This is a genomic window from Bartonella bovis 91-4 (genome assembly GCF_000384965.1).
GTDB lineage: Bacteria > Pseudomonadota > Alphaproteobacteria > Rhizobiales > Rhizobiaceae > Bartonella > Bartonella bovis.
The window spans coordinates 101003-126650 of sequence record NZ_CM001844.1; the positions used below are offsets into that span (position 1 = coordinate 101003).

At 37.9% G+C, this 25648-nt stretch carries 13 protein-coding genes and 1 tRNA gene; 6 read left to right on the forward strand and 8 right to left on the reverse strand.

What is annotated here, in order from left to right; genetic code table 11:
* Nucleotides 1–25: 25 nt before the first annotated feature.
* The 4 genes from BBBE_RS00400 to aroA form a co-directional block, all read right to left on the reverse strand.
* Nucleotides 26–8617, reverse strand: coding sequence for a glycoside hydrolase family 94 protein (locus tag BBBE_RS00400; RefSeq protein ID WP_010700653.1), 8592 nt, complete (start codon nucleotides 8615–8617; stop codon nucleotides 26–28).
* Nucleotides 8618–8830: 213 nt separating this feature from the next.
* Entirely contained in the window at nucleotides 8831–10531 is a 1701-nt protein-coding gene (gene rpsA / locus BBBE_RS00405; RefSeq protein WP_010700654.1) for a 30S ribosomal protein S1, read from the reverse strand.
* 130 nt (nucleotides 10532–10661) lie between these two features.
* Complete coding sequence (gene cmk, locus BBBE_RS00410; protein ID WP_010700655.1) at nucleotides 10662–11309, reverse strand: (d)CMP kinase; 648 nt, start codon at nucleotides 11307–11309, stop codon at nucleotides 10662–10664.
* Nucleotides 11306–12634: a 3-phosphoshikimate 1-carboxyvinyltransferase gene (aroA, locus tag BBBE_RS00415; protein ID WP_010700656.1), complete on the reverse strand. Its 1329-nt coding sequence runs from the start codon at nucleotides 12632–12634 to the stop codon at nucleotides 11306–11308. The genes cmk and aroA overlap by 4 nt, the downstream gene beginning before the upstream one ends.
* Before the next feature lie 185 nt (nucleotides 12635–12819).
* Here aroA and BBBE_RS00420 point away from each other — a divergent pair, with 185 nt between their 5' ends.
* The 3 genes from BBBE_RS00420 (at nucleotide 12820) to ilvD (ending at nucleotide 15980) form a co-directional block, all read left to right on the forward strand.
* The gene (locus tag BBBE_RS00420) at nucleotides 12820–13200 is read left to right on the forward strand and encodes a TIGR02300 family protein (protein ID WP_010700657.1); all 381 of its coding nucleotides are present in this window, start codon (nucleotides 12820–12822) and stop codon (nucleotides 13198–13200) included.
* A 126-nt stretch (nucleotides 13201–13326) separates the two neighbouring features.
* A tRNA-Ala gene (locus BBBE_RS00425) sits at nucleotides 13327–13402 on the forward strand.
* A 739-nt stretch (nucleotides 13403–14141) separates the two neighbouring features.
* Nucleotides 14142–15980, forward strand: coding sequence for a dihydroxy-acid dehydratase (ilvD, locus tag BBBE_RS00430; RefSeq protein ID WP_010700658.1), 1839 nt, complete (start codon nucleotides 14142–14144; stop codon nucleotides 15978–15980).
* 632 nt (nucleotides 15981–16612) lie between these two features.
* Here the strand turns inward: ilvD and mutS are convergent.
* Nucleotides 16613–19339 (reverse strand): DNA mismatch repair protein MutS, encoded by a 2727-nt coding sequence (gene mutS / locus BBBE_RS00435; protein ID WP_010700659.1) that lies wholly within the window; start codon nucleotides 19337–19339, stop codon nucleotides 16613–16615.
* A gap of 212 nt (nucleotides 19340–19551) precedes the next feature.
* Between mutS and BBBE_RS00440 the strand changes: the two genes are divergently transcribed.
* Nucleotides 19552–21852: an NADP-dependent malic enzyme gene (locus BBBE_RS00440; protein WP_010700660.1), complete on the forward strand. Its 2301-nt coding sequence runs from the start codon at nucleotides 19552–19554 to the stop codon at nucleotides 21850–21852.
* A gap of 63 nt (nucleotides 21853–21915) precedes the next feature.
* Here the strand turns inward: BBBE_RS00440 and secB are convergent, their stop codons facing one another.
* Together secB and BBBE_RS00450 are read right to left on the reverse strand one after the other, a co-directional pair.
* Nucleotides 21916–22392, reverse strand: a complete 477-nt coding sequence (secB, locus tag BBBE_RS00445; protein WP_010700661.1) for a protein-export chaperone SecB — start codon at nucleotides 22390–22392, stop codon at nucleotides 21916–21918.
* 135 nt (nucleotides 22393–22527) lie between these two features.
* Nucleotides 22528–23025, reverse strand: coding sequence for an FxsA family protein (locus BBBE_RS00450; protein WP_010700662.1), 498 nt, complete (start codon nucleotides 23023–23025; stop codon nucleotides 22528–22530).
* Between the two features lie 182 nt (nucleotides 23026–23207).
* On the opposite strand from BBBE_RS00450, the gene BBBE_RS00455 reads away from it, so the two are divergent.
* Both BBBE_RS00455 and BBBE_RS00460 read left to right on the forward strand, forming a co-directional pair.
* Nucleotides 23208–23900, forward strand: a complete 693-nt coding sequence (locus BBBE_RS00455) for a Tim44/TimA family putative adaptor protein (RefSeq protein WP_010700663.1) — start codon at nucleotides 23208–23210, stop codon at nucleotides 23898–23900.
* 58 nt (nucleotides 23901–23958) lie between these two features.
* A complete protein-coding gene (locus BBBE_RS00460; RefSeq protein ID WP_010700664.1) occupies nucleotides 23959–24543 on the forward strand; it encodes a Smr/MutS family protein in 585 nt (194 codons plus the stop codon).
* A 91-nt stretch (nucleotides 24544–24634) separates the two neighbouring features.
* On the opposite strand, the gene BBBE_RS00465 is transcribed toward BBBE_RS00460, so the two are convergent.
* Complete coding sequence (locus BBBE_RS00465; RefSeq protein WP_010700665.1) at nucleotides 24635–25648, reverse strand: Hsp33 family molecular chaperone; 1014 nt, start codon at nucleotides 25646–25648, stop codon at nucleotides 24635–24637.

Consider the following 25648-nt stretch of genomic DNA (forward strand, 5'->3'; position numbering starts at 1 on the left):
CTGTGAGTAGTGCAAAAAAAGCTTTTCATTTTTTGTGAGTTGAGGACTTAAGGGTACGTGTGATTTCATGAACACCTGTTTTTTGTAATTCTATTCCTGTATCAATGTTGGCATATTCCTTGCCGTTAACACTGAGTGTGTCTTTTGAAGCCCATTTAACTTTAATAATATAAACAGCTTCATGAAATTTCATTTTTACTTCATATTCAGGCCAACAGGAGGGTAAATGTGGACGTAAAAATAATTGATTGGCTTGGATGTGAATTCCAAGAATAGTTTCTGTTGCTGCGCGATAAAACCAGCCTGCTGAACCTGTATACCAGGTCCAACCACCTTGTCCATGGTATGGCTCAACAGCATAGATATCTGCGGCCATGACATAGGGTTCAACACGGTAAATTTCAGGATTTTGACCATGAGTGATAGGGTTTATCATGGAAAATAAGTTATATGCTTTATCTATTTCACCTATTTGTGCAAGTGCTATAACACTCCAAATAGCACCATGGGTATATTGGCCGCCATTTTCTCGAACTCCCGGTGGATACCCTTTAATATATCCGGGTTCGAGAGTACTTTTGTTAAAAGGCGGCCAAAAAAGACGAATAAGCCCACCTTTTGTATCACATAAGTGATCAAGCATCGACATCATTGCTTGTTTTTGGCGGTTGGGAGATGCCATTTTAGAAATTACAGCCCAGGATTGAGCGATGGCGTCAATTTGACATTCAGCATTTGTTTGAGCACCAAGAGGGGTTGCATCATCAAAATAACCACGTCGATACCAAGCACCATCCCAACCATTTTTTTCCAGAGCTTTTATTAAATGTTTAAGATGTTTGCTCCATGCTTTAACGTGGTCATTGTCACCGCGATTTTTAGCGAGAGGAACGAATGCTTGTAATGTGGTGCCAAGAAACCAGCCCAACCAAATGCTTTCACCTTTTCCTTCAATGCCAACCAAATTCATACCATCATTCCAATCACCACCTAAAATAAGTGGGAGACCATGTGGACCACAACGTTTGATAGTGAGGTCTAAAGCTAGAGCGCAATGTTCATAAAGTGTTACAATTTTTTGCGATTGTATAGGTTGAAAATAAGCATCATGTTGTCCCGTTTTTAGAGGAGCTCCTTCAATAAAAGCAATAGGAGTATCAAGAAATGTATGCTCACCAGTGGTATTGACATAAAGGGCTGTTCCATAAGCAAGCCAAACTATATCATCAGAAATGAGTGTACGGACACCAGCGTTGGTATCGGGAAACCACCAATGTTGTACATCACCTTCAAAAAATTGGCGAGCTACAGCACTTAATAATTGTTCACGTGCTAATTGTGGTTTAAGCAATAACAAAGATAAACTATCTTGTAACTGGTCTCGAAAACCAAATGCACCACTGGCCTGGTAAAAAGCTGCACGCGCTATCATGCGACATGCATAGATTTGATAGGGAAGCCAATGGTTGACCATAATATCAAAAGAAGGATCAGGAGTTTTAACTTGCAAAGGAGAAACAAAATCATTCCATTGCTGTTTTTGTTGCGCAAGAACAACTTGAAAATCATCTATGCGTGCTTGATCCAGTAATTTTTCAGCTTCTTGTCTATTTTCAGCGCTGCCAAGATAAAAGATGATCTCTTTTGTTTGACCCGGTAATAAATAAATATCATAGGCTGATGCTGAACAAGGATCACGGCCTGCCTCTACTGTATTTGAAAGTTCTTGTGCTTTGTAAATAGCATGAGGGTGTTTAACTGTTCCTGCTGAACCAATAAACTCGGAGCGATCGGTTGTAACACTGGTTGGTATTTCGGATGCTGATAAAAAAGTAACCTGTTGAGATCTTTCGATATGATAGGGATTTTGAATAAAATGTGCACCACGTTTGGAATCGTAAGAGGGAATAATAAAGGGAGCGTATTTTGTACGTGCATTGCCCAAAACCCACTCAGCGTAATTATAAAGACGTAAACTACGTGATTTTTTGCTTTCATTTTTAATGATAAGGCGAGAAAAACGAATAGGCCTTTCTCGGTCGAGTGTATGGGTAAGTTCTAATGCAATATCGGAATGTGTGGATTTAAAAGTTGAAAATCCAAAACCATGGCAAGCTTCGTAAACAACACTATCATCACATTCAACAGCAGAGACTGGAGAAAAACGTTTTAAAGAAAGGCGATCAACAAGATATAGTGCTTCTCCTGGGCGGTTGGAAACAGGGTCATTGGTCCAGGGGGTTAAGTGGTAATCACGGCTATTGTTGGCCCAGGTGAAAATTGCCCCTTCAGCTGATACATGAAAGCCAAAATTGCGATTGGCAACCACATTAATCCATGGCTGTGGTGTGGTAGTATGTCCATTAAGATACATCACATAATGATTATGCGCATTGAACCCTCCATAACCATTCCAGTAACGCAGATCTTTTCCATTGATAAGAGGAGATGATTGTTTTTGTTGACCGATAATACCAATAGAAGCAGATGGATTTTGTTCAGCTTGCGGTTCTGTTTGCCTTTTTCTGTTATGTTTGCTGTGATTTAGTTGATGATTAAAATCTTGCCTACTATTATTGGTTATCAGATTGGAATCAATATTTTCTGTACATTTAAGTTGTTCAGATAAAGGCCCATTTTGAGCATGAAGTATGATGCGGGCTGATGCAAGAAGTGTCTTGAAACTTTGCTCATTAATTTGATCACGTTGAAGGGTAAAAATGTGTTTGTTTCCATTCATTTCGTTGGTATGACGACGATAGGATTCACATGCCCATTCAATAGCACGTTGAGTATCTTGCATGTAAGAAAATGTCTGCTCATTCAAAACAACCATATCAACACTTAACCCCCGCATACGCCAATATTCATGTGCTTTAAGCAAGTCACGTAGTACAGTTATATTTGTTTCATTATCAATTCTAAGAAGGCAAATAGGATAATCTCCTGAGATAGACATTGGCCAAAGATCAGATTGTTTTCCAAGAGTATCAGCGAGCGTTTTAGAGGGAAGACGCCACGTTCGATCAGGGTAGATAAGTGGTGTTGCATATTTTTGATAAGCAATGGCTTCTCTGGGACGAATATTATTTTGAAACAGTGAAACTTGCGAACGAGTCCATGTTATAGAGAATTCTCGCTGAAACATATTAGGTTGCCGATAACGCTTAATATGATTTTGCAGCGTTTCTTTTGAATGAGCAGCAAATGTCCAAAAAATAAGTTCTCTTTTTTCATGTGCTGGAATTTTTAAATAACAGCGGATTGAGATAATTGGGTCAAGAACACAGCCCTGACTGTTACTAAAATGGGTATTTCGATCAAATGCAGCTGGACGATGAATAGACCGACCACCCCCAATAAAAATATGACGGTTAGTTTCAGCTTCTGACTTTGGGATGGTTCCAGATGGGTCAGTGACAAAATGGGCAATATGAATATCAGGATCACTAGGGGCGCGTTTGCGCCTTTTAGCTAAAATCGTTCCACCTGAATCAGTAATTTCTGTTTCTACAAACATATGTGAAAAAACAGGATGAGCACAAACAGTATCCATGGTTGCTAGCGCTAGTTCACCATAAGATGTTACTTCAATCAGGCGATCTTTGTTGGTTGTATTCATAAGCTGAAGACGCCTGCCTTCACCATCACCTTCAGATGCTACAAAACATTCGAGCGTTGATTTTATACCATCAACTATTTTTGTATATTCAGCTTTTTCATCTGTGAAGATGCTGACTGTTTCTTCTTCGACAATGCGTGTTGGTTCACTGGTGGCAGACCACCAGCGCCCATTGTGTGTATCACGTAAGAAAAACAAGGTACCTTGTTGATCTTCTGATGCATCAGGGATAAAGCGTGTGATAGCATAATCATGCCAACGGCTATAACCAGAACCATTGGCTGTTAACATTGTGGAATAATAGCCATTAGATAAAAGCAAAGTCTCACGAGGTTTGAGAAGCGGGTTTGTAATAGTGCGTAAAGGGGCGTTATCAAATTCTCCAGTGTCATTGCGCATTGGGTTAGCAACTTTGGCATGAATGATAGGAATTTGATGGGATGCTCTTTCTTGTAATAATAATTGTGCAGCTTCAATGACGGGATCACGATGAAAACGATTGCGCATCCGTCCTTCAAAAATGACATTATTAATTGCAAGAATTGACATGCCGTGATGGTGCGCATAATAATTACGCACAATAGCATAACGCTCTCCCTTTGGCACACGCGAAGGGGTAAAATCAATAGAATCATAATACCCATAGGCTCCTAAAGCACCAAGGTCACGTAAACGCTTTAAATTTATAATAGCTTGAGTTGGCATATATTGCGCAGCTAAAATGCTAGCATAAGGAGCAATAACAGCATTACGTGATAAACCACGTTGAAGTCCAAGGTTTGGAGCTCCAAAATTAGAATATTGGTAATTCATTAAATGATCGCGGGCATTAAATGCAGCTTCTGAAATGCCCCATGGTAGTCCGCGTTTACGGGCGTATTGTATTTGATGGCGAATAATCAATCGATTGGTTTGATCCAGTACGGATCCTAAGGGTTCACGCATGACCAGAGAAGGCATAAGATATTCGAACATAGATCCCGACCATGATAATAAAGCACCTTTCCAACCAATTGGGATGAGTAAACGGCCGAGATGAAACCAATGTTTGAATTTAATATCGCCTTTGGCAATTGCAAAAAGACTTGAAAGACGCGCTTCTGAAGCTAGAAGATCATAACAGCTTTCATCAAGTTTATTTTCCTGCACACGATAGCCGATAGACAAGAGTTGTCGTTCAGGTTGTTCTAAAAAGTCAAATTTCATATCAAAAGCTATTTGTCGTGCTTTTGTCGCTAAAGTATTTAATTGTTTGCGCAGTTTTTTGATGTCATACTCATAAGTAGTATCATGGTGATATGCTTCACAGGTTTCTACAAGACATTTAGCCCAGGACAGTATACGAGCAGATTCTACTGTTTGAATTTTTTTATCAAGCTCATCTGTTAAGAGAACAATATCACGAGCTACAAGTGGAAGATTAATAGTGCACAAAGTTACAGTTTCTGACTTTTCTTTGAGAGTACTGACAACACAACGAAAGTGAGCAATGCATTCTTCGATCTGTTGGCGTAAGGAGCATGAAATATGCTGATTATCAGGAATCTCTTTTAAAGTTTCTTCAAGAATATCACTAACATCAAATAAACCTGCTAAATCACTTTGTAAGAAAATGTCAGGTGTTTCAGCCCATTCACTTAAAGCTGAAGAGAGTGTCACCAAATGACCAGCAAGATTACCTGAATCAACTGTTGAAACATAAGTCGGCGATAGAGGTTTAAGTGTGTCCGTTTCATACCAATTATAAAGGTGACCACGGAACTTTTCCATTTTTTCAAGGGTGCTTAATGTGCATTTGATGCGTGTAATAGTATCTTTGAAACTAATCCAACCAAAATCACGTGCGGCAATAGTGGAAAGAAGATAAACTCCAATATTGGTGGGTGATGTACGCTGAGCAACAAGAGGGTCGGGGTCTTCTTGAAAATTATCGGGTGGCAAATAATTGTTTTGCGCATTGACAAAAGTTGTATAATAAAGCCACGTTCGTCGTGCGATACACCGAAGTGCTTTTTCATCTTCTGAAGATATATTAAGCATATCTTGGAATGTTGCTGGTTGACTAACAATCCACGCAATGAGTGGTGAGAAAAACCACATCAGTCCAAAGGGCAAAGCAATGAAACTTGTCACGCTACAAAATGATACAGGTAGTGCTATGGCAATAATGCCAATCAGTGATGCTGGCCACATTGTGAGAATATAGAAGCCTAAACTATTGGGGATTAATTTTGTTGCAGCTGAGGTTTTCCATTCAAGCAGATATTGTTTTGAAATCAGCATGCGATAGAAAGTGCGAATGATTGCATCGGTTGTAAAATAACTTGAATGAGCAATAAAAGTAGTTTTAAGAAATATTTCTGCAGTCGTTGAAGTAATAGTGCTTAAAATTAATTGCAGCTGTCCACGCAAAGAATGATCAAGACTAAATGACATAAATGTCTGAATCATACCTAGAATTGGAGAGATAAATAAACTGAGCAATAAAAATATTTGCCAGATGGTTGCCATTTTTAATGGTAAAATAGACCATCCCATGATTGCTGCAATTAGCCATATAAGTGGTGTGAGAGAACGGCGTAAATTATCCTGGATTTTCCAGCGATTCATAAGATTAATTTGACAACGCTTAAAAAGATAAGGTAATAATTGCCAATCACCACGAATCCAACGGTGATGACGAGCAACGTCAGTGTTATAGGCTGTTGGGTAATCTTCAATTACTTCTACATCGCTCACGAGTGCTGCACGTGCATAGCTCCCTTCCAAAAGATCATGACTAAGAACAGTGTTTTCTTTGATTTTTCCACTAAGTGCTTGCTCAAATGTATCGATATTATAAAGACCTTTGCCAGTAAAAGTTCCTTCTCCCCAAAGGTCTTGATAAATATCAGAGACAGCAAAGACATAAGGATCAATTCCACGATTGGTAGAAAAAATTTGTTGAAAAATTGATGTTTCTTTTCCTGTTGTAAGAGAAGGTGTAATACGCGGTTGTAAAATGCTATAGCCTTTTACAATTGTTCCATTTTGGGGGTCAAAAACAGGATGATTGAGTGGATGGTTGAGCTTACCAACAAGTTTAGTGACCCCTTCAGGTGTTAAACGTGTATCTGAATCCAGAGTCATAACAAAACGACAATCTAAAGGAAGGCGTGGATCTGGAGTGTAAAAGCTTGTATTTTGATTTCCTCGTAGTAAAAGATTGAGTTCATGAAGTTTACCACGTTTACGTTCCCATCCCATCCAGCATTTTTCGCTAGCATTGTAAGAACGTCGGCGATGAAGAAGAAAAAACAAAGGAATATCATCACGATGATAGCGGCGGTTAAGTTTAGCTATGCTCTCTTGTGCATAATGCAACAAATCAAGATCATCTTGTGTTTCTTCTAATGAAGAATCTACCCAGTCTGTAATCAGTGCAAAATGAACAGCACCTTGCGAATTAGAAAGATAATGTACTTCAAGATTGCGCACTTGTTCATCAATATAATCATATGATGTAATTAAAGTGGGCACGACAACCATTGTACGTGCGTGTTTAGGAATCCCTTCTTTATATTCATAACCAATGAGCTGGTTGGGTGGGATACACCATGAAACAACAGTATTAAAAAAGGAAAAAGAAGCCTCCATGGCAGGAAAAAGCGCCAAAGCGGTAAAAATAAGACTTATCCATGGCGGTAGGCTGGATATCTGTAATAGAGTATAAATTGCAAATAAAAGAATGAACGTTAAAATAGAAACAGGAATTGCAATTGTTCCTACTTTTAAACGATGATAAGCGCGTATCCATTTTATGAAAAGGGATGGTGTGTAATTACAAGCTTTTTCAAAGGTATAACGCCCATTGTCGATAAGGTACCAGCCAATAGAAGAACTATTTTGATGAGCATTATCTTCAAGAAAGGTTTGCGTCATTTCTACGGCTTTGTGCGTAACTTCCAACTCACTGAGTGAACAACGAGATGCGATTTTTTCAATCACTTGTCGATAAGTATTACGTGACTGAGAATCGAGTTCAGAAAAATCACTGTTTTGACGCAGGATAGAGTCCACATAGCTAACGGTTTCAAACCACGCTGTCCAATCAATGTCATCAATAGTTTTAAGGGTACGAATAATATTACCCATGGTCACACCGTCTTTTGTTTGACGTGTATGTTCATCAGCTGTTGCAATTTCTGGGTTACTGCCATGATGATGCAATTGCTTTTCAAGCCAAGTCAGTGCCATTGTAGCATCAACAGACGCACCTCGCAGACGATAAAATAAATGAGTTGAAAAGGTTAAATTAGCAGTGAATTTTTCATAAAGAGTAAACAGATTATGTAATTCAGTCTCATTTTTCGCAAGGGTAATTTTGTTAGCTGCTTGATTAGCAAAGTAGCGCATATGCTGTGTTTGCTCAATACGCAAAGAAAGACGACGAACATTTTCAATTAAAATCATACGAATAACAGAAGGCAAGGCCCACAATTCGCCAATTTTAAGGTTACATACTTCCTGAAAGCCATTAACCATAGCTGTAAGGGTTTCTTGTGAGAAACTGCTATCTGTATGGGCAATATAAAGCCAGGTTAAAGCAAAAATACGTGGAATTCCTGCTTTTTGTTCATCAGGAGGGATTTTTTTTGTGAGGTTGTTTGGAAAATTGCGGCGTAACTGCTGTACGGTTTTATCAATGGTATAATGATTATCAATAAGCCATTGAGCAGATGGTGCTATAGTTTCATTGTTACGTGCGGCAACATCGCTAATGCGAAAAGCATGGAGGATAAGTTTTGCGTTTTCACTCAATCGTTTGCGAAAATCATTTTCTCCCTTGTATTCAGGAAGAAAAATTTTTTTACCCAAAGCTATATCATGGCCTAATTGATAAAGCTCTTCTTGTGATTTATCAGTTGAACGAATGGGAGAATCAGTATCAGCAAGATAACAAATCTCTGTTTTTTGAGAAAAGAACCACTTCATGAAAAATAGTGTGGGTACCATAATATTTTATTGCCATTCAATTATGCAAATTTCTTTTTATTTAATAAATTATTGATATTTTATCCTAGTCATGAATGGTTAGTGGAAAATGAGTTTTTTATTTAAAAATATTTAAATTTTTTTATCAGATCACTGAAAAATCAAAAAAATATTTTCAATAAATAATAAATAAGACCACTAAAAAATCAGCAGTCTTATTTTAACTATTGATTATCAATCTTGTTCTTGTTTTTTTAAGGCCACACCAAGGATGTCACCAAGAGAAGCACCAGAATCCGTTGATCCATATTGTGCTACTGCTTCTTTTTCTTCTGCAATTTCCAAGGCTTTGATAGATACTGACAGTTTCCGCGTTTTTTTATCGAATGAGGTGATACAAGCATCAACTTTTTGTCCAATAGCAAAACGTTCAGGGTTTTGTTCATCACGATCACGAGCCAAATCAGAGCGGCGAATAGTCGTTTCAAGATTGTGATCAATGAGTTTCACATCAATGCCATTTTCATTAATTCCAGAAACTTCACAGGTCACAATAGTACCTTTACGTAATTCACCAGAGGCGACTGCTTCTCCAACTTTATCGCAGGAAAGTTGCTTAATTCCTAAAGAGATACGCTCTTTTTCAACGTCAACATCAAGAACAACAGCTTTAACGATATCGCCTTTGTTGTAAGTCTCGATAACTTGTTCTCCAGGACGATTCCAATCAAGATCAGATAAGTGAACCATTCCATCAACGTCACCTTCAAGGCCAATGAAAAGGCCAAATTCCGTTTTATTTTTAACCTCACCCTCAATTTGTGAATTCACAGGAAATTTATTGGCAAAAGCTACCCATGGATTTTCACATGTTTGCTTTAAACCAAGGGAAATACGCCGTTTAGAAGGATCGATTTCAAGAACAACAACTTCTACTTCCTGTGATGTGGAAAGGAGTTTTCCAGGGTGGATATTTTTCTTCGTCCAGCTCATTTCAGAGACATGAATCAATCCTTCAATTCCTGGTTCAATTTCAACAAAACCACCATAATCGGTGATATTCGTAACAGCACCCGTAATTTTCTTACCAACTGGATATTTTTCACTGATACTATCCCAGGGATCATTTTCAAGTTGTTTCATCCCAAGCGAAATACGGTGTGTATCCTGATTGATACGAATAATTTGAACTTTAATAGTTTGACCCATTGTAAGGATTTCAGATGGGTGATTAATACGCCGCCATGCCATATCGGTGACATGCAAAAGACCATCAATTCCACCAAGATCAACAAAGGCACCATAATCGGTAATATTTTTAACTACGCCTTCAACAATTTGATTTTCTTCAAGATTTTGAACAATTTCTGAACGTTGTTCAGCACGGCTTTCTTCTAAGACCGTGCGGCGTGAGACAACAATATTACCACGGCGACGATCCATTTTCAGAATTTCAAAAGATTGCGGATTGTGCATTAAAGGTGCGACATCGCGGATAGGGCGAATGTCAACTTGGCTGCGAGGCAAGAAAGCGATAGCACCATCAAGGTCGACTGTAAATCCACCTTTAACTTGGCTAAAGATAACTCCATCCACACGCGCACCAGCATTGAATTTTTCTTCAAGGCGAGTCCAGCTTTCCTCACGGCGTGCTTTTTCGCGTGATAGAACAGCTTCACCCATTGCATTTTCGATGCGTTCAACATAAACTTCAACTTCATCACCAGCTTGCAAGGAACCATCTTTACCTTTTGTGCCAAATTCCTTAAGCGGAATACGCCCTTCTACTTTAAGGCCAGCATCGATAATGACCATGTCTTTTTCAATTGCAATGATACGACCTTTCACAACGGATCCTTCAGTAAGATCGTTTGTTTGAAAGGATTCCATTAAAAGAGCTTCAAAATCCGCTGTTGTGGGATTATATTGTGACATAAGAACTCCTAAATATATACCTTTATAGGTATGAGCGCTGGGTTAGTGTTAATATAGAGTAATTCCACGATTTCTTATCTTTAATACAGGAAAAAGAAATTAGCGCTAAGCTGGAATCACCAGGGTGATTTTATTTAACTGTATGGGCTTTTATGATAGGATCAATAAAGGTGCACATAGCTGTTAATGCTTCTTCTATACTCAATTCTGACGTGTCAAGCAAGTGGGCGTTTTTTGCTGGTTTTAAAGGACTCTGTTTGCGGGTTAAATCCCGTCTATCGCGTTGTTTAAGATTAGCAAGAATTTCATGATAATTTGCTTGTGTTCCTTTTTTTAAAATTTCTTGATAACGCCGCTTTGCACGTATTTGAGCGTTTGCAAAAACGTAGAATTTTATATTTGCATCAGGGCAGACAACAGTGCCAATATCGCGCCCATCAAGTACGCTACCTGGCAGAGTTTTGGCAAAATTGCGTTGTTTTGCAACAAGAATTTCACGCACAGCCACTATAGTTGCTATTTTTGAAGCCGCTTCGCCAATTTCATGAGAAGAGAGAAGATTTGAATCTAAAGTTTTAAAATCAAGCTTTGTGGCATATGTGATAGCATTGGTTTCATCATCAAGAGCCAGTCCTTGCTGTAAAAGTACATATGCAACACCACGATAAGTTAGACCAGTATCTAAATGGTGAAGATGATAATGGGTTGCAATTTTGCGGGCTAATGTTCCTTTACCAGAAGCTGCTGGACCATCAATTGCAATGACAAAAGGTTTCAAAGAATTTGACCTCCAATTTGGTGCATTAAGGGGATAAACTCTGGAAAGCTGGTGGCAATCATTCGCGTATCATCGATGGTTACAGGTTTTTCTGACGCCAATCCAAAAACAAGAAAGCACATTGCAATTCGATGATCAAGATATGTTGTAACGTATCCGCCTCCTAGACTTTTTGTTGAATTTTGTCCATGAACAATAAAAAAGTCTACGCCTTCTTCACAATCTACGTTGTTGATTTTTAATCCTTGAGCAATGGCAGAAAGCCTGTCTGATTCTTTAACGCGTAATTCTTCAATCCCTAACATAGTTGTTTTACCTTTAGCAAAGGCTGCTGCTACTGCTAAAGCGGGATATTCGTCAATCATTGATGGGGCTCGTTCTTTAGGTACAGTTACGCCTTTTAATATTGATGATCTGGCCCGTAGATCGGCAACATCCTCTCCACCTGTTTGGCGTTGATTTAAAAGATCAATTTTAGCTCCCATTTCCCACAATGTTTGGATAAGACCAATTCTGGAGTTGTTTATGAGAACATTTTCAATAATGATATCAGAATCTTCCACAAGAAGGGCTGCAATGAGTGGAAAAGCAGCAGAAGAAGGGTCCCCTGGAACATTTATAATTTGTCCAGTAAGATGTGGTTGACCATTCAGATGAATAAAACGTGTACCTTTTTTGTCTGTTTCTATCTCAAGTTCAGCCCCAAATGCTTTTAACATTTTTTCCGTGTGATCTCGGGTAAGGATTGGTTCAATAACAGTAGTAATACCGGGAGTATTAAGACCTGCAAGAAGAATTGCTGATTTAACTTGGGCAGAAGCCATTGGTACACGATAACAAATTGGACTAGCCATTTTAGGACCATAAAGCGTTAAAGGCAAATGATCACCATATGTTTTTTCAATCGTAACACCCATTAAACACAAAGGATCAAGGATACGTTTCATTGGTCGTTTAGAAAGAGAAGAATCGCCAATAAAAGTTGTTTTCATATGATAAGAGCCGACCATCCCCATAATCAAGCGAGCACTTGTTCCAGAATTTTTAAAATTTAAAGGTGTTGGCGCTTGCAAAAGACAGCCGTTCCCAGTTCCTCGAATGATCCAGAGATTATTTTCCCTACGAATATGGGCTCCCATAGCTTGCATAGCAGCAGCTGTTTGCAAAATGTCATCGCTTTCAAGAAGCCCGTGAATATGTGTTTCACCATTTGCAAGCCCCCCTAATATAAGAGATCGATGAGAGATTGATTTATCGCCCGGTATTTTGATTGTGCCAGAAAGATTGGTAGATTTTTGAGCTGTCGCGGGTATTGATTTTTGCATAGAAGCTTATTTAATTTTATCTGAATTTTACAAAATTAAGTATTCTTTAACACACACTTTAATAAGCGTCATGAGAAAATTCGTGTGAAATGATGCATTTATCTTTGACAAATACACTGTTTTTCGCTTAAGCACCTTAAATTCGTTTTTAGATGAAATTGTAACTAACCAAAGAGGCACGGTCCATGGCAAAACAAGAACTTGGAACCAAACGTGTTGACCCGGAAACGGGAAAGAAATTTTATGATCTTAATCGTGATCCTATTGTATCACCTTATACAGGGCTTTCTTATCCACGCTCTTATTTTGAGGTTGCAGCAGCTGAAGCCAGTAGCGAAGAAGAAGTTGACACTGAAGAGCTTGATACAGCACTTGAAAAGTCTGCTTTTATGTTACTGGAAGACGATGTTGACGATTCTAAGGATGATGATCTCCCTATTTTGGAAGATGATGATATGGATCTCGGAGATGATGACGATACATTTTTATCGCACACTGAAGGTGATGAAGATGACGATGTAACCGACATTATTGGTGGTAGTGTTCCAGACGATGATGGTACTTAAAGAAAACAAGAAGGTTTTTGTATTCGTTTTGTAGAAGACAAATTCCTCTTGATCTTCGATTTTTCTCGTTTTAGGAATCTTTTTAGACTGTTAATCTTCTTGTTGGGAAGAGAGGATATCTTTTATGGGGCTATAGCTCAGCTGGGAGAGCGCTTGCATGGCATGCAAGAGGTCAGCGGTTCGATCCCGCTTAGCTCCACCAAAAAGATTATGGTATTTTTCTCAATATAAAGCAAATATTTGAAAAGAAGATTTATATATCGGTTAAGAAATGTTGCGATTTTCATGCTAAATCTTTTTTTAAAAGTTATTCAATAAGTTCGTAATATGTTTCTGCGCACTCATTTATTCTATGCCTTTTTGAATTTTTAACGATCATAGAAATATAAGTTTAATGAAAACGAAAATATAATAAATTGTTTGCTAAACAAAAGCTCTATTACTATTAGAAGACATTATAAGAACCATTGATTAGGTGATGGTCTGTAATAAGGGATTCAAGAGTAACGTAAATTAGATCCATAAACTGGAATAGTGTGCCAACTTTATAATTATAATATACAGCCCAATACCAAAATAGCAATGGGGTTTAAATTTTATCTCCAGAAAAATAATTAAAAAATTAATGTATTACATCACGATCCAAAAGTCTATTCATCATGAATTCAATTGACATTGGTTATTATCTAATTGTGCTTTTTTGGGTTTCTGTAAGCTATTGTTATATTTTATTAAAATTAGAAAATAATACACAAGATAATCTTATTTATTATGGACAATAATGGTTATCAAATTGAATTTTGTAAAGAGTCTTAGTCTTTTAGAGTTTCAAATTCTTCGGTAGAACAATATTTTTCGCTTTTAGCGCTAAAATTCTTGCCTTTATGGTTAGGTTGCAGCACAACAGAGAAGAAATTTTAAATTATTCAAGGAAAGAAATAATGCCTTTTTATCGTTCAAGAACATCAACTCATGGACGCAATATGGCAGGGGCTCGTGGTCTTTGGCGTGCAACAGGGATGAAAGATGGGGATTTTGGTAAACCCATTATTGCAATTGCAAATTCTTTTACACAATTTGTACCAGGGCATGTACATTTAAAAGATCTTGGGCAACTTGTTGCACAAGAAATAGTTGCCGCTGGGGGTGTTGCGAAGGAATTTAATACTATTGCTATCGATGATGGGATTGCTATGGGGCATGATGGAATGCTTTATTCTTTACCTTCACGTGAAATTATTGCTGATTCTGTTGAATATATGGTCAATGCCCATTGTGCCGATGCTCTTGTTTGCATTTCCAATTGTGACAAAATTACACCTGGCATGTTGATGGCTTCCTTACGGTTGAATATCCCAACAATTTTTGTTTCAGGTGGCCCTATGGAAGCGGGCAAGATTAAATGGAAAGATCAAGATATTACTGTTGATTTAGTTGATTCAATGATCGTTGCGGCTGATGATCATAATTCAGAAGAGGAAGTTTCTGAAATGGAACGTGCCGCTTGTCCTACATGTGGTTCTTGTTCAGGTATGTTTACTGCCAATTCTATGAATTGTCTTACTGAAGCATTAGGGCTTTCTCTTCCTGGAAATGGATCAATGTTGGCTACGCATGCAGATCGTCAGCAGCTTTTTGAAGAGGCAGGCCGACGTATCGTCACATTGACAAAACGTTATTATGAACAAAACGATGAAACAGTTTTGCCGCGTTCTATCGCTTCACGCAAGGCTTTTGAAAATGCAATGATTGTAGATATTTCCATGGGTGGATCAACGAACACTGTCCTGCATCTTTTAGCGGCAGCACAGGAAGGCCAGGTGGATTTTACCATGGCTGATATTGATCGTCTTTCACGTCGTGTTCCTGTTTTGTGTAAAGTTGCGCCTGCTGTTGCTAATATTCATATGGAAGATGTTCATCGTGCTGGTGGTATTATGGGGCTTTTGGGTGAATTAGATGCAGCCGGGCTTATCGATACATCGACTTACACGGTTCATACAAAAACAATGAAAGAGGCTCTTTGTCGGTGGAATGTGAAACAAACCAATGAAAAAAGCATTTATGAATTCTATCGTGCAGCACCAGGAGGTGTATCAACGCAGGTAGCTTTTGGTCAAGCATCTCGTTATGATACTCTTGATCTTGATCGTGAAAAAGGTGTCATCCGTGATATTGCGCACGCTTATTCACAAGATGGAGGGCTGGCGGTTCTTTATGGGAATCTTGCAAAAGACGGTTGTATTGTGAAGACAGCAGGTGTTGATCAGTCGATTTTAACATTTAAAGGTCCTGCGCGAATTTTTGAAAGTCAAGATTCAGCCGTTTCAGCAATCTTGGCCGATAAAATTAAACCAGGTGACGTTGTTTTGATCCGTTATGAAGGTCCACGTGGTGGGCCTGGAATGCAAGAAATGCTCTACCCAACTAGCTATCTTAAGTCTAAAGGATTAGGGAAGGTTTGCGCGCTTGTAACAGATGGCCGCTTTTCAGGGGGGTCTTCAGGGCTTTCTATCGGTCACGTTTCACCAGAAGCTGCTGAAGGAGGTGCAATTGCTTTAGTGGAAGACGGCGATATCATAGAGATTGATATTCCTAACCGTATCATTCATTTGATGGTAGGTGACGCTGAGATTATACGCCGTCGTGTCAAGATGGAAGAAAAAGGAAACACTGCTTGGCAACCGGTTGAAGAACGTAAGCGTAAGGTTTCAAAGGCTCTAAAAGCTTATGCAGCTATGGCTACTTCTGCTGCTAAAGGTGCGGTTCGTAATATTTGATTTAAGTAAAAAATTTAATTTACTGCAGATAAGTGAAATTGACTAGAATTTTAATGTTTTTCATAATTTTTCTGATTGATCACTCTGTTTGTATAGGGGGGTATTATTGGCTATTTTGATTAAAGCTTAGAGGGATCAAAAATGTAATAATGCGATTTTTGATTGCTGCAGCTTTGTTTCTACTTCGTAGGGAGAACAAAAAGTTACCCCAAACAACACTATAAATAAGCTCTATTAAAATACCCAAAAAAGATCCTGGAGTTAAGAGATGAAATCAATTTACACTTGTCTATAAATTATACTGATCATAACAAAAAGTAATAATAATACAATGAGTTGTAAATATAAATGAAGAATAATAAAGTGATATACTTTGGATTTATCTTGACAAGGTGAGAGAGTTTACTAAAGGAACTTCTGTATCATAATGCCGATGATTAAATCACTTAGATGTAATTGATAAGGAAAAATCAGAAAAGTGAAGTTTACTTGTTAGATTGTTTATGCTTCAAATAAAAGATTATGGATACTTAAAAATAAAGAAAAATAAAAGAATTTAAAACTAAATGAAGCTTTTTTTTAAATATGACTAAGTAAATAATAAGAAATCTTTCTGCAGTTTATGAAAGAATTTATTGTGTATTCAGTTTTTTAAGGCGATAAAGCTCTTCTAGTGCAGCCTTAGGTGATAGTTCATCGGGATGGATGTTATTTAAAGCCTCTTTAATTGCATAATATTTATTTGTTTCTTCGGTTGTGGGGGACGTTGTTTGAGGAGAAAATAGCGGCAAATCATCAATTAATTTGTTTCCTTTTCCAGCCATTTCGCCTTTTTCTAATTGGTGTAGAACATCTGTAGCGCGAGTGATAACTGCTATGGGCAGTCCGGCAAGTTTTGCAACCTGTACTCCATAGGATCGGTCAGCAGCTCCTTTAGCGACTTCATGAAGAAAGATTACATCACCACTCCAATTTTTGACTTTCATTGTTACATTATGAAGGCGGTTGAGTTTTTTAGTCAGTGCTGTCATTTCATGAAAATGTGTGGCAAGAATAGCACGGCAGCGGTTTACCTCATGAAGATATTCAACGGCTGCCCAAGCAATTGAAAGGCCATCAAAGGTTGATGTGCCCCGCCCGATTTCATCAAGAATAACAAGAGAACGGTTACTAGCGTGATTGAGAATGGTTGCTGTTTCGACCATTTCCATCATAAATGTTGAACGCCCCCGTGCAAGATCATCAGAAGCACCAACACGACTAAATAAGCGGTCAACAACACCAATATGGGCTGAAGCAGCTGGAACAAAAGAGCCCATTTGTGCCATAATAGCAATGAGGGCATTTTGCCGTAAAAAAGTTGATTTTCCTCCCATGTTGGGACCTGTTAATAGCCAAATTGCTGCATATTGGTGATCTTCTTGTGCCGAAAGATCGCAATCATTAGCAACAAACGATTCTGCTGCTTGTTTTCGTAATGCTTGCTCTACAACGGGGTGGCGTCCTCCAGTGATCTGAAAGGTAAGCGAATCGTCAATTTTGGGACGACAATACCCTTGTTCTTCAGCTAAAGTAGCTAGAGCAACAGATACATCTAAAACAGCAAGCGCTTCAGAAGCTTCACGAATGAAATCAACGTGTGCGGTAATTTCATTAACGAGTGTATCAAAAATTTCTAATTCAAGCGTCATAGCGTGGTTTGCTGCGTGCGCAATACGGCTTTCGAGCTCAACAAGCTCTGTTGTGGTAAAACGCATAGCACTTGCCATTGTTTGCCGGTGGATAAAACGTTCTTTTGATTGTGGGTTATTTGTGAGAGCTGAAGCTTGTAAGCTTGTAACTTCAATGAAGTATCCTAGAATGTTGTTATGCTTAATTTTGAGTGTTTTAATATCTGTTTCTTGAGCGTATTGTGCTTGAAGTTCAGCAATAACACGACGGGATTCATCACGTAAACTGCGGGTTTCATCTAATTCTTGATGATAATTGGGACGAATAAAACCGCCATCACGTTTAAGAAGAGGCAGATCATCGGCTAATGCTTTTTCTAATTGAACATGCAAAGCAATGGGTAAATGTGAGAATATCTCTCGTACGTCACTTATTTCTTGAGGAGGCAATTCATTGCTTAGAAGTTGATTAAGTTCACTAATAATTTCAAAACCACGTTGAATTGTGGCTATGTCACGCGGACCTCCTCGACCAAGAGCTAAACGTGAAACTGCGCGCGGCATATCTGTCCCCCCTTTTAAAATGAGACGGATAGCTTTTACAAGGGAAGTATTGCTCAAAAAAAAGTCAATTGAATCAAGACGTTTATTAATGGTTAAGGGAGTAGTAAGCGGAGAAATTAAACGGTCAGCAAGAAGACGTGAGCCACCTCCTGTAACAGTACGGTCGATAGTTTTTAGTAAACTTCCATCACGTTGCCCAGATGTGGTACGAATAAGCTCAAGGTTAAGTCTAGTAGCTGCATCAATGAAAAGGGTGGCACTTTCATTTTGGCGCTCAGGTCGCATAAGAGGGGGGCGGTGAGTGATTTGTGTTTTTTCAATATAACGAATAGCCGCGGCGATTGCTGAGAGTTCTGCAGGTGAATAGTCTGCAATGCCTTCGAGAGTTGATAGTTTAAAATAACTGCAAATATCATGTTCAGCGGTTATTGTATCAAAAAGACTAAGTGGTTGAGGTGAGACGATACGGCCAAGAGCATTAAACAGCGATTTCTCTGATAGATCATGGAAAAATGAGTCGGCTACAATCACTTCTTGAGGATCTACGCACATAATATCTGTTAAGAGATTTTCATGGTGACTTTGTGTAACACGAAATATGCCCGTGGAAATATCAATCCAAGCAAGAGCAAAATCTTTTTTATCATTGGTTTTGGTGCGGGCAAGTGTCATCAAATAATTTGCGCGCGTTGGGTCAAGAAGCTTTTCTTCTGTGATGGTTCCGGGGGTAACAAGGCGCACAACATTACGCTGAACAACGGATTTTGAGCCGCGCTTTTTTGCTTCTGCAGGATCTTCTGTTTGTTCACATACTGCAACACGGTAGCCACAAGCAATAAGCTTTTGCAAGTAGTCATCTGCAGAATGAACAGGAACACCACACATGGGAATGTCTTCACCTAAATGTTTGCCACGTGTTGTGAGAGTGATCCCTAAAGCTTGGGAAGCTTCAATTGCATCATTGAAAAATAATTCATAAAAATCACCCATACGATAAAAAAGGAGAGAATCACTATTAACTGCCTTGATTTCTATATATTGCTCCATCATGGGTGTAAGGCGTTCTTGATGTGCAGTTGCAGACTGTGGAATTAAATTATTTTTATATTCAGCCTTTTCTGTCATTTTGACGTGCCCATTTCCTTTGATATAGGTTTTTACGCCCTTTTTTATTTACTTCAATGCATATCTTCATTATCTCTAAATTGAAACGTATAGTAAATTATCTATTTAAAGAAAGCATAGCGATTTTTAGCATATGAATCAAACTTTAAAATCAAGTAATTGCACTCGTTGGTAAGCGGAATATATACCGTTTTTGGAGACAAATAAGTAAGATGAAAAAAAGTGGAAAAGATCAAAAAACGTATAAAAAAGCTTATAGTGCAAGTGAGCAAGAAGCTCTTGATTTTCATAGCTGTGGTCGGCCAGGAAAGCTTGAAATTGTCGCAACAAAGTCTATGGCAACTCAGCGTGATTTAGCACTAGCTTATTCGCCGGGTGTGGCAGTTCCGGTTAAAGAAATCGCTCGCAATCCAGTATTGGCTTATGATTATACAGCAAAGGGCAATCTTGTTGCTGTTATATCAAATGGGACGGCTATCTTAGGTTTAGGAAACTTGGGGGCACTAGCATCTAAACCGGTGATGGAAGGAAAAGCGGTACTCTTTAAGCGTTTTTCAGATATCGATGCGATTGATTTAGAAATTGACACAAACGATACAGAAAGTTTTATCAATTTAGTGCGTCATTTGGAGCCATCTTTTGGTGGCATTAATCTTGAAGATATTAAGGCGCCTGATTGCTTTATTATCGAAAGCCGTTTGCGCGAGATAATGAATATTCCTGTTTTTCATGATGATCAACATGGAACAGCAGTTATTGTAGCTGCTGGCGTTCTCAATGCTTTGCATTTAACTGGGCGTGATATGAAGAATACGCGGTTGGTTTGTAATGGTGCTGGTTCTGCAGGGATTGCTTGTGTTGAACTCATCAAAGCAATGGGTTTTCCACCTGAAAATATTCTATTATGTGACACTAAAGGCGTTGTCTATAAAGGTCGTGAGGAGGGGATGAATCAGTGGAAATCTGCTCATGCTATCCAAACGGATAAACGTACTCTTGCTGAAGCGATGAAAGGAGCTGATATATTTTTCGGAGTTTCAGTTAAAGGCGCACTAACCCGTGAAATGGTCAAATCAATGGCTCCTCGACCAATTATTTTTGCTATGGCCAATCCCGATCCAGAAATTGCACCTGAAGAAGTTATGCAAGTACGTGATGACGCTATTATAGCAACAGGTCGATCGGATTATCCTAATCAAATTAATAATGTTCTTTGTTTTCCATATATATTTCGTGGTGCACTTGATGTGCGCGCGACAGTCATCAATGAAAGCATGAAAATTGCTGCAGCGAGAGCTATTGCAGATTTAGCGCATGAGGATGTACCAGATAGCGTTGCAGAAGCTTATCATGGAAATCGGCTAAAATTTGGCCCAAACTATATTATTCCCGTTCCATTTGATCCACGTTTGCTCACGGTTGTTTCAATTGCGGTAGCAAAAGCAGCAATGGAGAGTGGTGTTGCAAGAAAGCATATCGATGATTTAGAGGCTTATGAGCGTGATTTGAATGCTAGACGTGATCCCATCGCATCTACGATGCGTGGTGTTTATAATCATGTTCGTCAGGCGCCAAAGCAAATTGTTTTTGCAGAAGGCGAAGAGGAACAGGTAATGCGTGCAGCTGCCTCCTATGTTCATCAAAAATTGGGTAAGGCAATTTTGATTGGCCGTGAAAAGCAGATTAAAAATACTGCTGATGTTGCTGGAATTGATCTTGAACGTGAGGGTATTTCTATTATTAATGCTAAGCTATCTCAATATACGCATGCTTATGCTGATTATCTTTATAAAAAAATGCAACGCCAAGGTTGGTTATTGAGAGACTGCCATCGCCGTATCAATAATGATCGCAATTATTTTGCTGCTTGTATGGTAGCATTGGGTCATGCTGATGTAATGATTACAGGGGTAACCCGAAATTATGAAACAGCCTTAATGGATATACGCCGGGTAATTGATGAGAAACCAAAAGAACGATTGCTTGGTATCTCAATGGCTATTTGTCGTGAGCGAACTGTGTTTATTGCTGATACAGCTATATATGAACATCCTAGTGCCGAAGAACTTGCTGACATAGCTGAACAAACGGCCTCTTTTGTGCGTGGGTTGGGATATCAGCCACGGGTAGCATTTTTAGCATTCTCTACTTTTGGTTATATGAAAGGGCAGGTTACTCAGCACATCCAGAATGCTATCGATCTTTTGTATGAGCGTAAGGTTGATTTTGAATTTGATGGAGAAATGAGTGCTGATGTAGCACTCAATTCGAAATTAATGCAGCAATATCCTTTTATGAAATTAACAGAGCCTGCTAATATTTTGGTCATGCCTGGATATCATTCATCTTCAATTGCAAGTAAAATGTTACAAGAGCTTGGTCAAGCAACCATTATTGGTCCCATTTTAATTGGGCTAAAAAAATCTGTCCAAATTGTGCCGTTTAGTGGACACGATACAAATATCGTCAATATCGCGACACTAGCAGCTTATTATGCAGCAAAAATTGTTTAAAATTTCAGTATCTTCTTGAGACTGAAAAAATAAAAATAGATTATATTTGTTTTAAAACGATTTTTAAGATGATTGTGTTGAGTTATTCTTTTGTTCTTCAGCAATACGCTTTTGAAACAAAGCTGCAAAATCAATAGGATCGATGCGCAAGGGTGGAAAACCACCATTGTGAGTAGCATCGGATATGATTTGCCGGGCAAAAGGAAAAAGAAGACGAGGACATTCAATAAAAACCAATGGCATAACGTGTTCTTGTGGAATATTTTTAATATGGAAAATACCACCATAAATCAATTCTACATGAAATAATATTTCAGTATCATCAGCAGCTTTGACTGAAAGTGATAAGGTTACATCATAATTATCATTGCCAACTGGATTAGCATCGACATTTATGTTAATATCAATTTGTGGTGCTTTTTCTCGCGGACGCAATGACTGAGGGGCATTTGGATTTTCGAATGAAAAATCTTTTAAGTATTGGGTCAATACAGCAAAAACTGGCCCTTCATTCTTATTATTTATTTCACCTTCGGCCATATTAAACACCTTTCATATAGATACATATGTTTTTCAGGTTGCAAAATGAGATGGTTATCATGCTTTGTGCAAGGTTACAAGAAACGTTCTTTTTGTTTTTGTTATTTTTTGTTTTTGTTATAACTTTTCTATATTTTAATGATCATCATTTTTGTGCCAAGGAGATTCCTTGATATTATAGCTCTGATAATCTTCTGCGTTAAGTTCAATTATTTTTTCGGGTGCATTTTGAGTATTGGCACAGGTTTTGGCGTTAATTTTATTGTGTAATGATAAAAAGAGAAAACGGGTAAAGGTGCGTATAGGTTTTATAAGAAGTGATATTCCTAAAATATCGCTTATAAAACCAGGAAAAATAAGTAAAATCGCACCAATAATAATGAGAACATTATCAGCTATATAATCTTCTGACATATTTCCTTGGATAAGTTTTCGTTGTATATTTTTGAAAAGGCTAATACCCTGAATACGTAATAAAATACTTCCCATTATCATTGTTAAAAGGGTTAAACTCAAAGTTGCTAAAATTCCGATTTCATTTCCGACAAAAATAAAACCGGCAATTTCAACAAAAAGAACACTGAGGACAATAACCACAAAAAAGCGAGGCTTTATATGATAAAATTTTGTCACACGAAACTTCCCTTCTCAAAATTTTTATAGGAAAATTTATATATAGTTTCTTTTAAACTTAAATTAGAGACCATAAACACTATTTGAATGGTAGATTTATTTAATCTATATACTTATTGATAAATAATATTAACTGCAATGTTTATTGCAGATCACTTTAGGTTTGGAGATTGACAGCACCCATGGAATTTGACGTTGTACTTGTAATAGCTCTTGTTATTATGGTTGTTGTTTTTATGCAACTGCGTAATGTATTAGGAAAGCGGACTGGTTTTGAAAGACCTCCCTTTGATCCTTATTCTGGTTGTTCTAAAAAGCAGATTGAAACAGAGACAGTCGATCATAGTATTTCATTTCCTCATAAGACTAACACACAAAAGAAAGATTTTAGCGAAATTAATGCAATTGCACCAGAAGGGAGTGCGTTGAATGATGGTTTGCGGGCTATCTGTCAGGCCGATTCTAATTTTTCTCCTCAATTTTTTATCAACGGTGTTCAAATTGCTTATGAGATGATTATGACAGCTTTTGCGCAAGGCGATCGTGATCAGCTTAAGAATTTGCTTTCTCAGGATGTTTTTGAGAGTTTTTGTGCGGCGATTGAGCAGCGCAAAAAGAGGGAGGAGAAAGTCGAGTTCACTTTTGTCGGGATTAATAAAGTTGAATTTGTTGCAGCAGAAATGCAAAAAAGTGAAGAGTTTTTAACTGTGCGTATTGTCAGTGAAATTATTTCTGTGACTTATAATAAGCAAGACGAATGTATAGATGGTGATCCTGAAGCTATTGTAGAAATTAAAGATGTCTGGACTTTTGTTCGCAGCAGTCTATCACAGGATCCAAATTGGAAACTTTTTGCAACGGAAGATGGAAATTAAAAGGTTGTTCGTTTATTGAGTCTTTTTAGTCAAATTCAAGGAAAATTGCGGGATCAAAATGGTTAGAGGTCAAGAAGAAGAGAAGCATAAGCTATTGATGTTAGAAGATAGCTTTTTGTGGGAGAAAGTCTGTCGTACTATAATACCCCTTCATGATAGAAGCTCTTCTTTTATGAGAAAAGATGTTGAAAATATTGAACATAAAAAACTACAAGTAAGTCATGCTCTTCCATTCTCTCAACAAAATCCAAAACAATTAGCAATGGTTAAAAAAAGTAGAGGGACGGTAGAACAAACAGAAAAAATATATTTTTTCGATCGTACAACACATCGTAAAATTGCAAAGGGTCATTATCCTATTGAAGCGTGTATTGATCTTCATGGTTTTATACAGGATGAAGCTTATTTTTTCTTAAAAAAATTTCTACAATCATCTCAGCAGCGTGGATTGCGCTATGTTTTGGTTATTACAGGAAAAGGCCAATCACACGGGAGTAATGGCATTCTATGTCAGTATGTTCCTTATTGGTTATCAACACCAATTTTTCAATACTATATTCACGCATTTGAGAAAGCTTCTCGTCAGCATGGTGGAAATGGTGCACTTTATGTTCGGTTACGCAGTTTATATAAGGGAAAATAATTATAATGCTGTGGTTTGGAAAATTGTAGAAATCAATGTTTATTGTTGAATGAATTAAGAAGAAACAGCTCTTCTTTATCATAAGTGGAAATTATTCATGTTCTATTTCAGAAAATTCTTGTGGTTTAAAATAATAAGCTGTTGAACAAAATTCACATGTCACTGAAATTTGTTTGTTTTCGACTGTTTGAGCACGTTCTTTGGCAGAGAATTTATCTAATATCATTTTAATTTTTTTGCGCGAACAAGAACATTGGGCCACAATAGGAGAGGCTTTAAAAACTATAACGCCTTGTTCATGAAAAAGACGGAACAGTAATCGTTTAGGACCAACTTGAGGATCTGTAAGTTCTTCATTTTCAAGAGTTGCAGTAAGTACTTTAACTTCTTGCCATTGATCTTTAAGTTGGGCATGGGTTTTTGTTTCTTGTACTTGTTTATGTACTATATGCGTTTTATGATGAGGTGATGCCTGGGGCAAAAGTTGGGTTAAAATACCCCCTGCTCGCCAGGTTTTTGTTAATTTTCCTTGCTGATCATGATTGATTAACATGGTAACTGCCAGACGGATATCCGTAGAGATTTGTTCTGATTGATCAAAATAAGTACAGGCAACTTCTTGTAGATTTGACCCATCTAATGCAACAATTCCTTGATAGCGTTTCATATGGGAGCCTTGGTCAATGGTGAAAGCTAAAGTTCCTTTGCCAAGCAGCATTTTTGAAGATGTTTGTCCATTGATTATCGCTTGTTTTAAGTTTTTTTCATCAAAACGAGCATAACCACGCAGTTGATAGGGAGTAGTAAAGTCACATACCAGCATATTTACTGGTCCATTAGAATGGGTTTGTAAGATAAATTTGCCCTTAATTTTAAGTGAAGTTCCAAGCAGAACGGTTAAGACTAAAGCTTCTGCCAAAAGATAAGAAACAGGTTCAGGATATTGATGGCTTGTGAGAATAGAATTGACAGCTTCTCCAAGTTGTACAATACGTCCACGCACGTCAAGTTCTTCAATTTGAAAAGGAAGAACAATATCATTTCCATTCAAGTAGACATTATTAGAATAAGTTTTATTGTTGGCTTTTTCATTTTCTATGTTCAT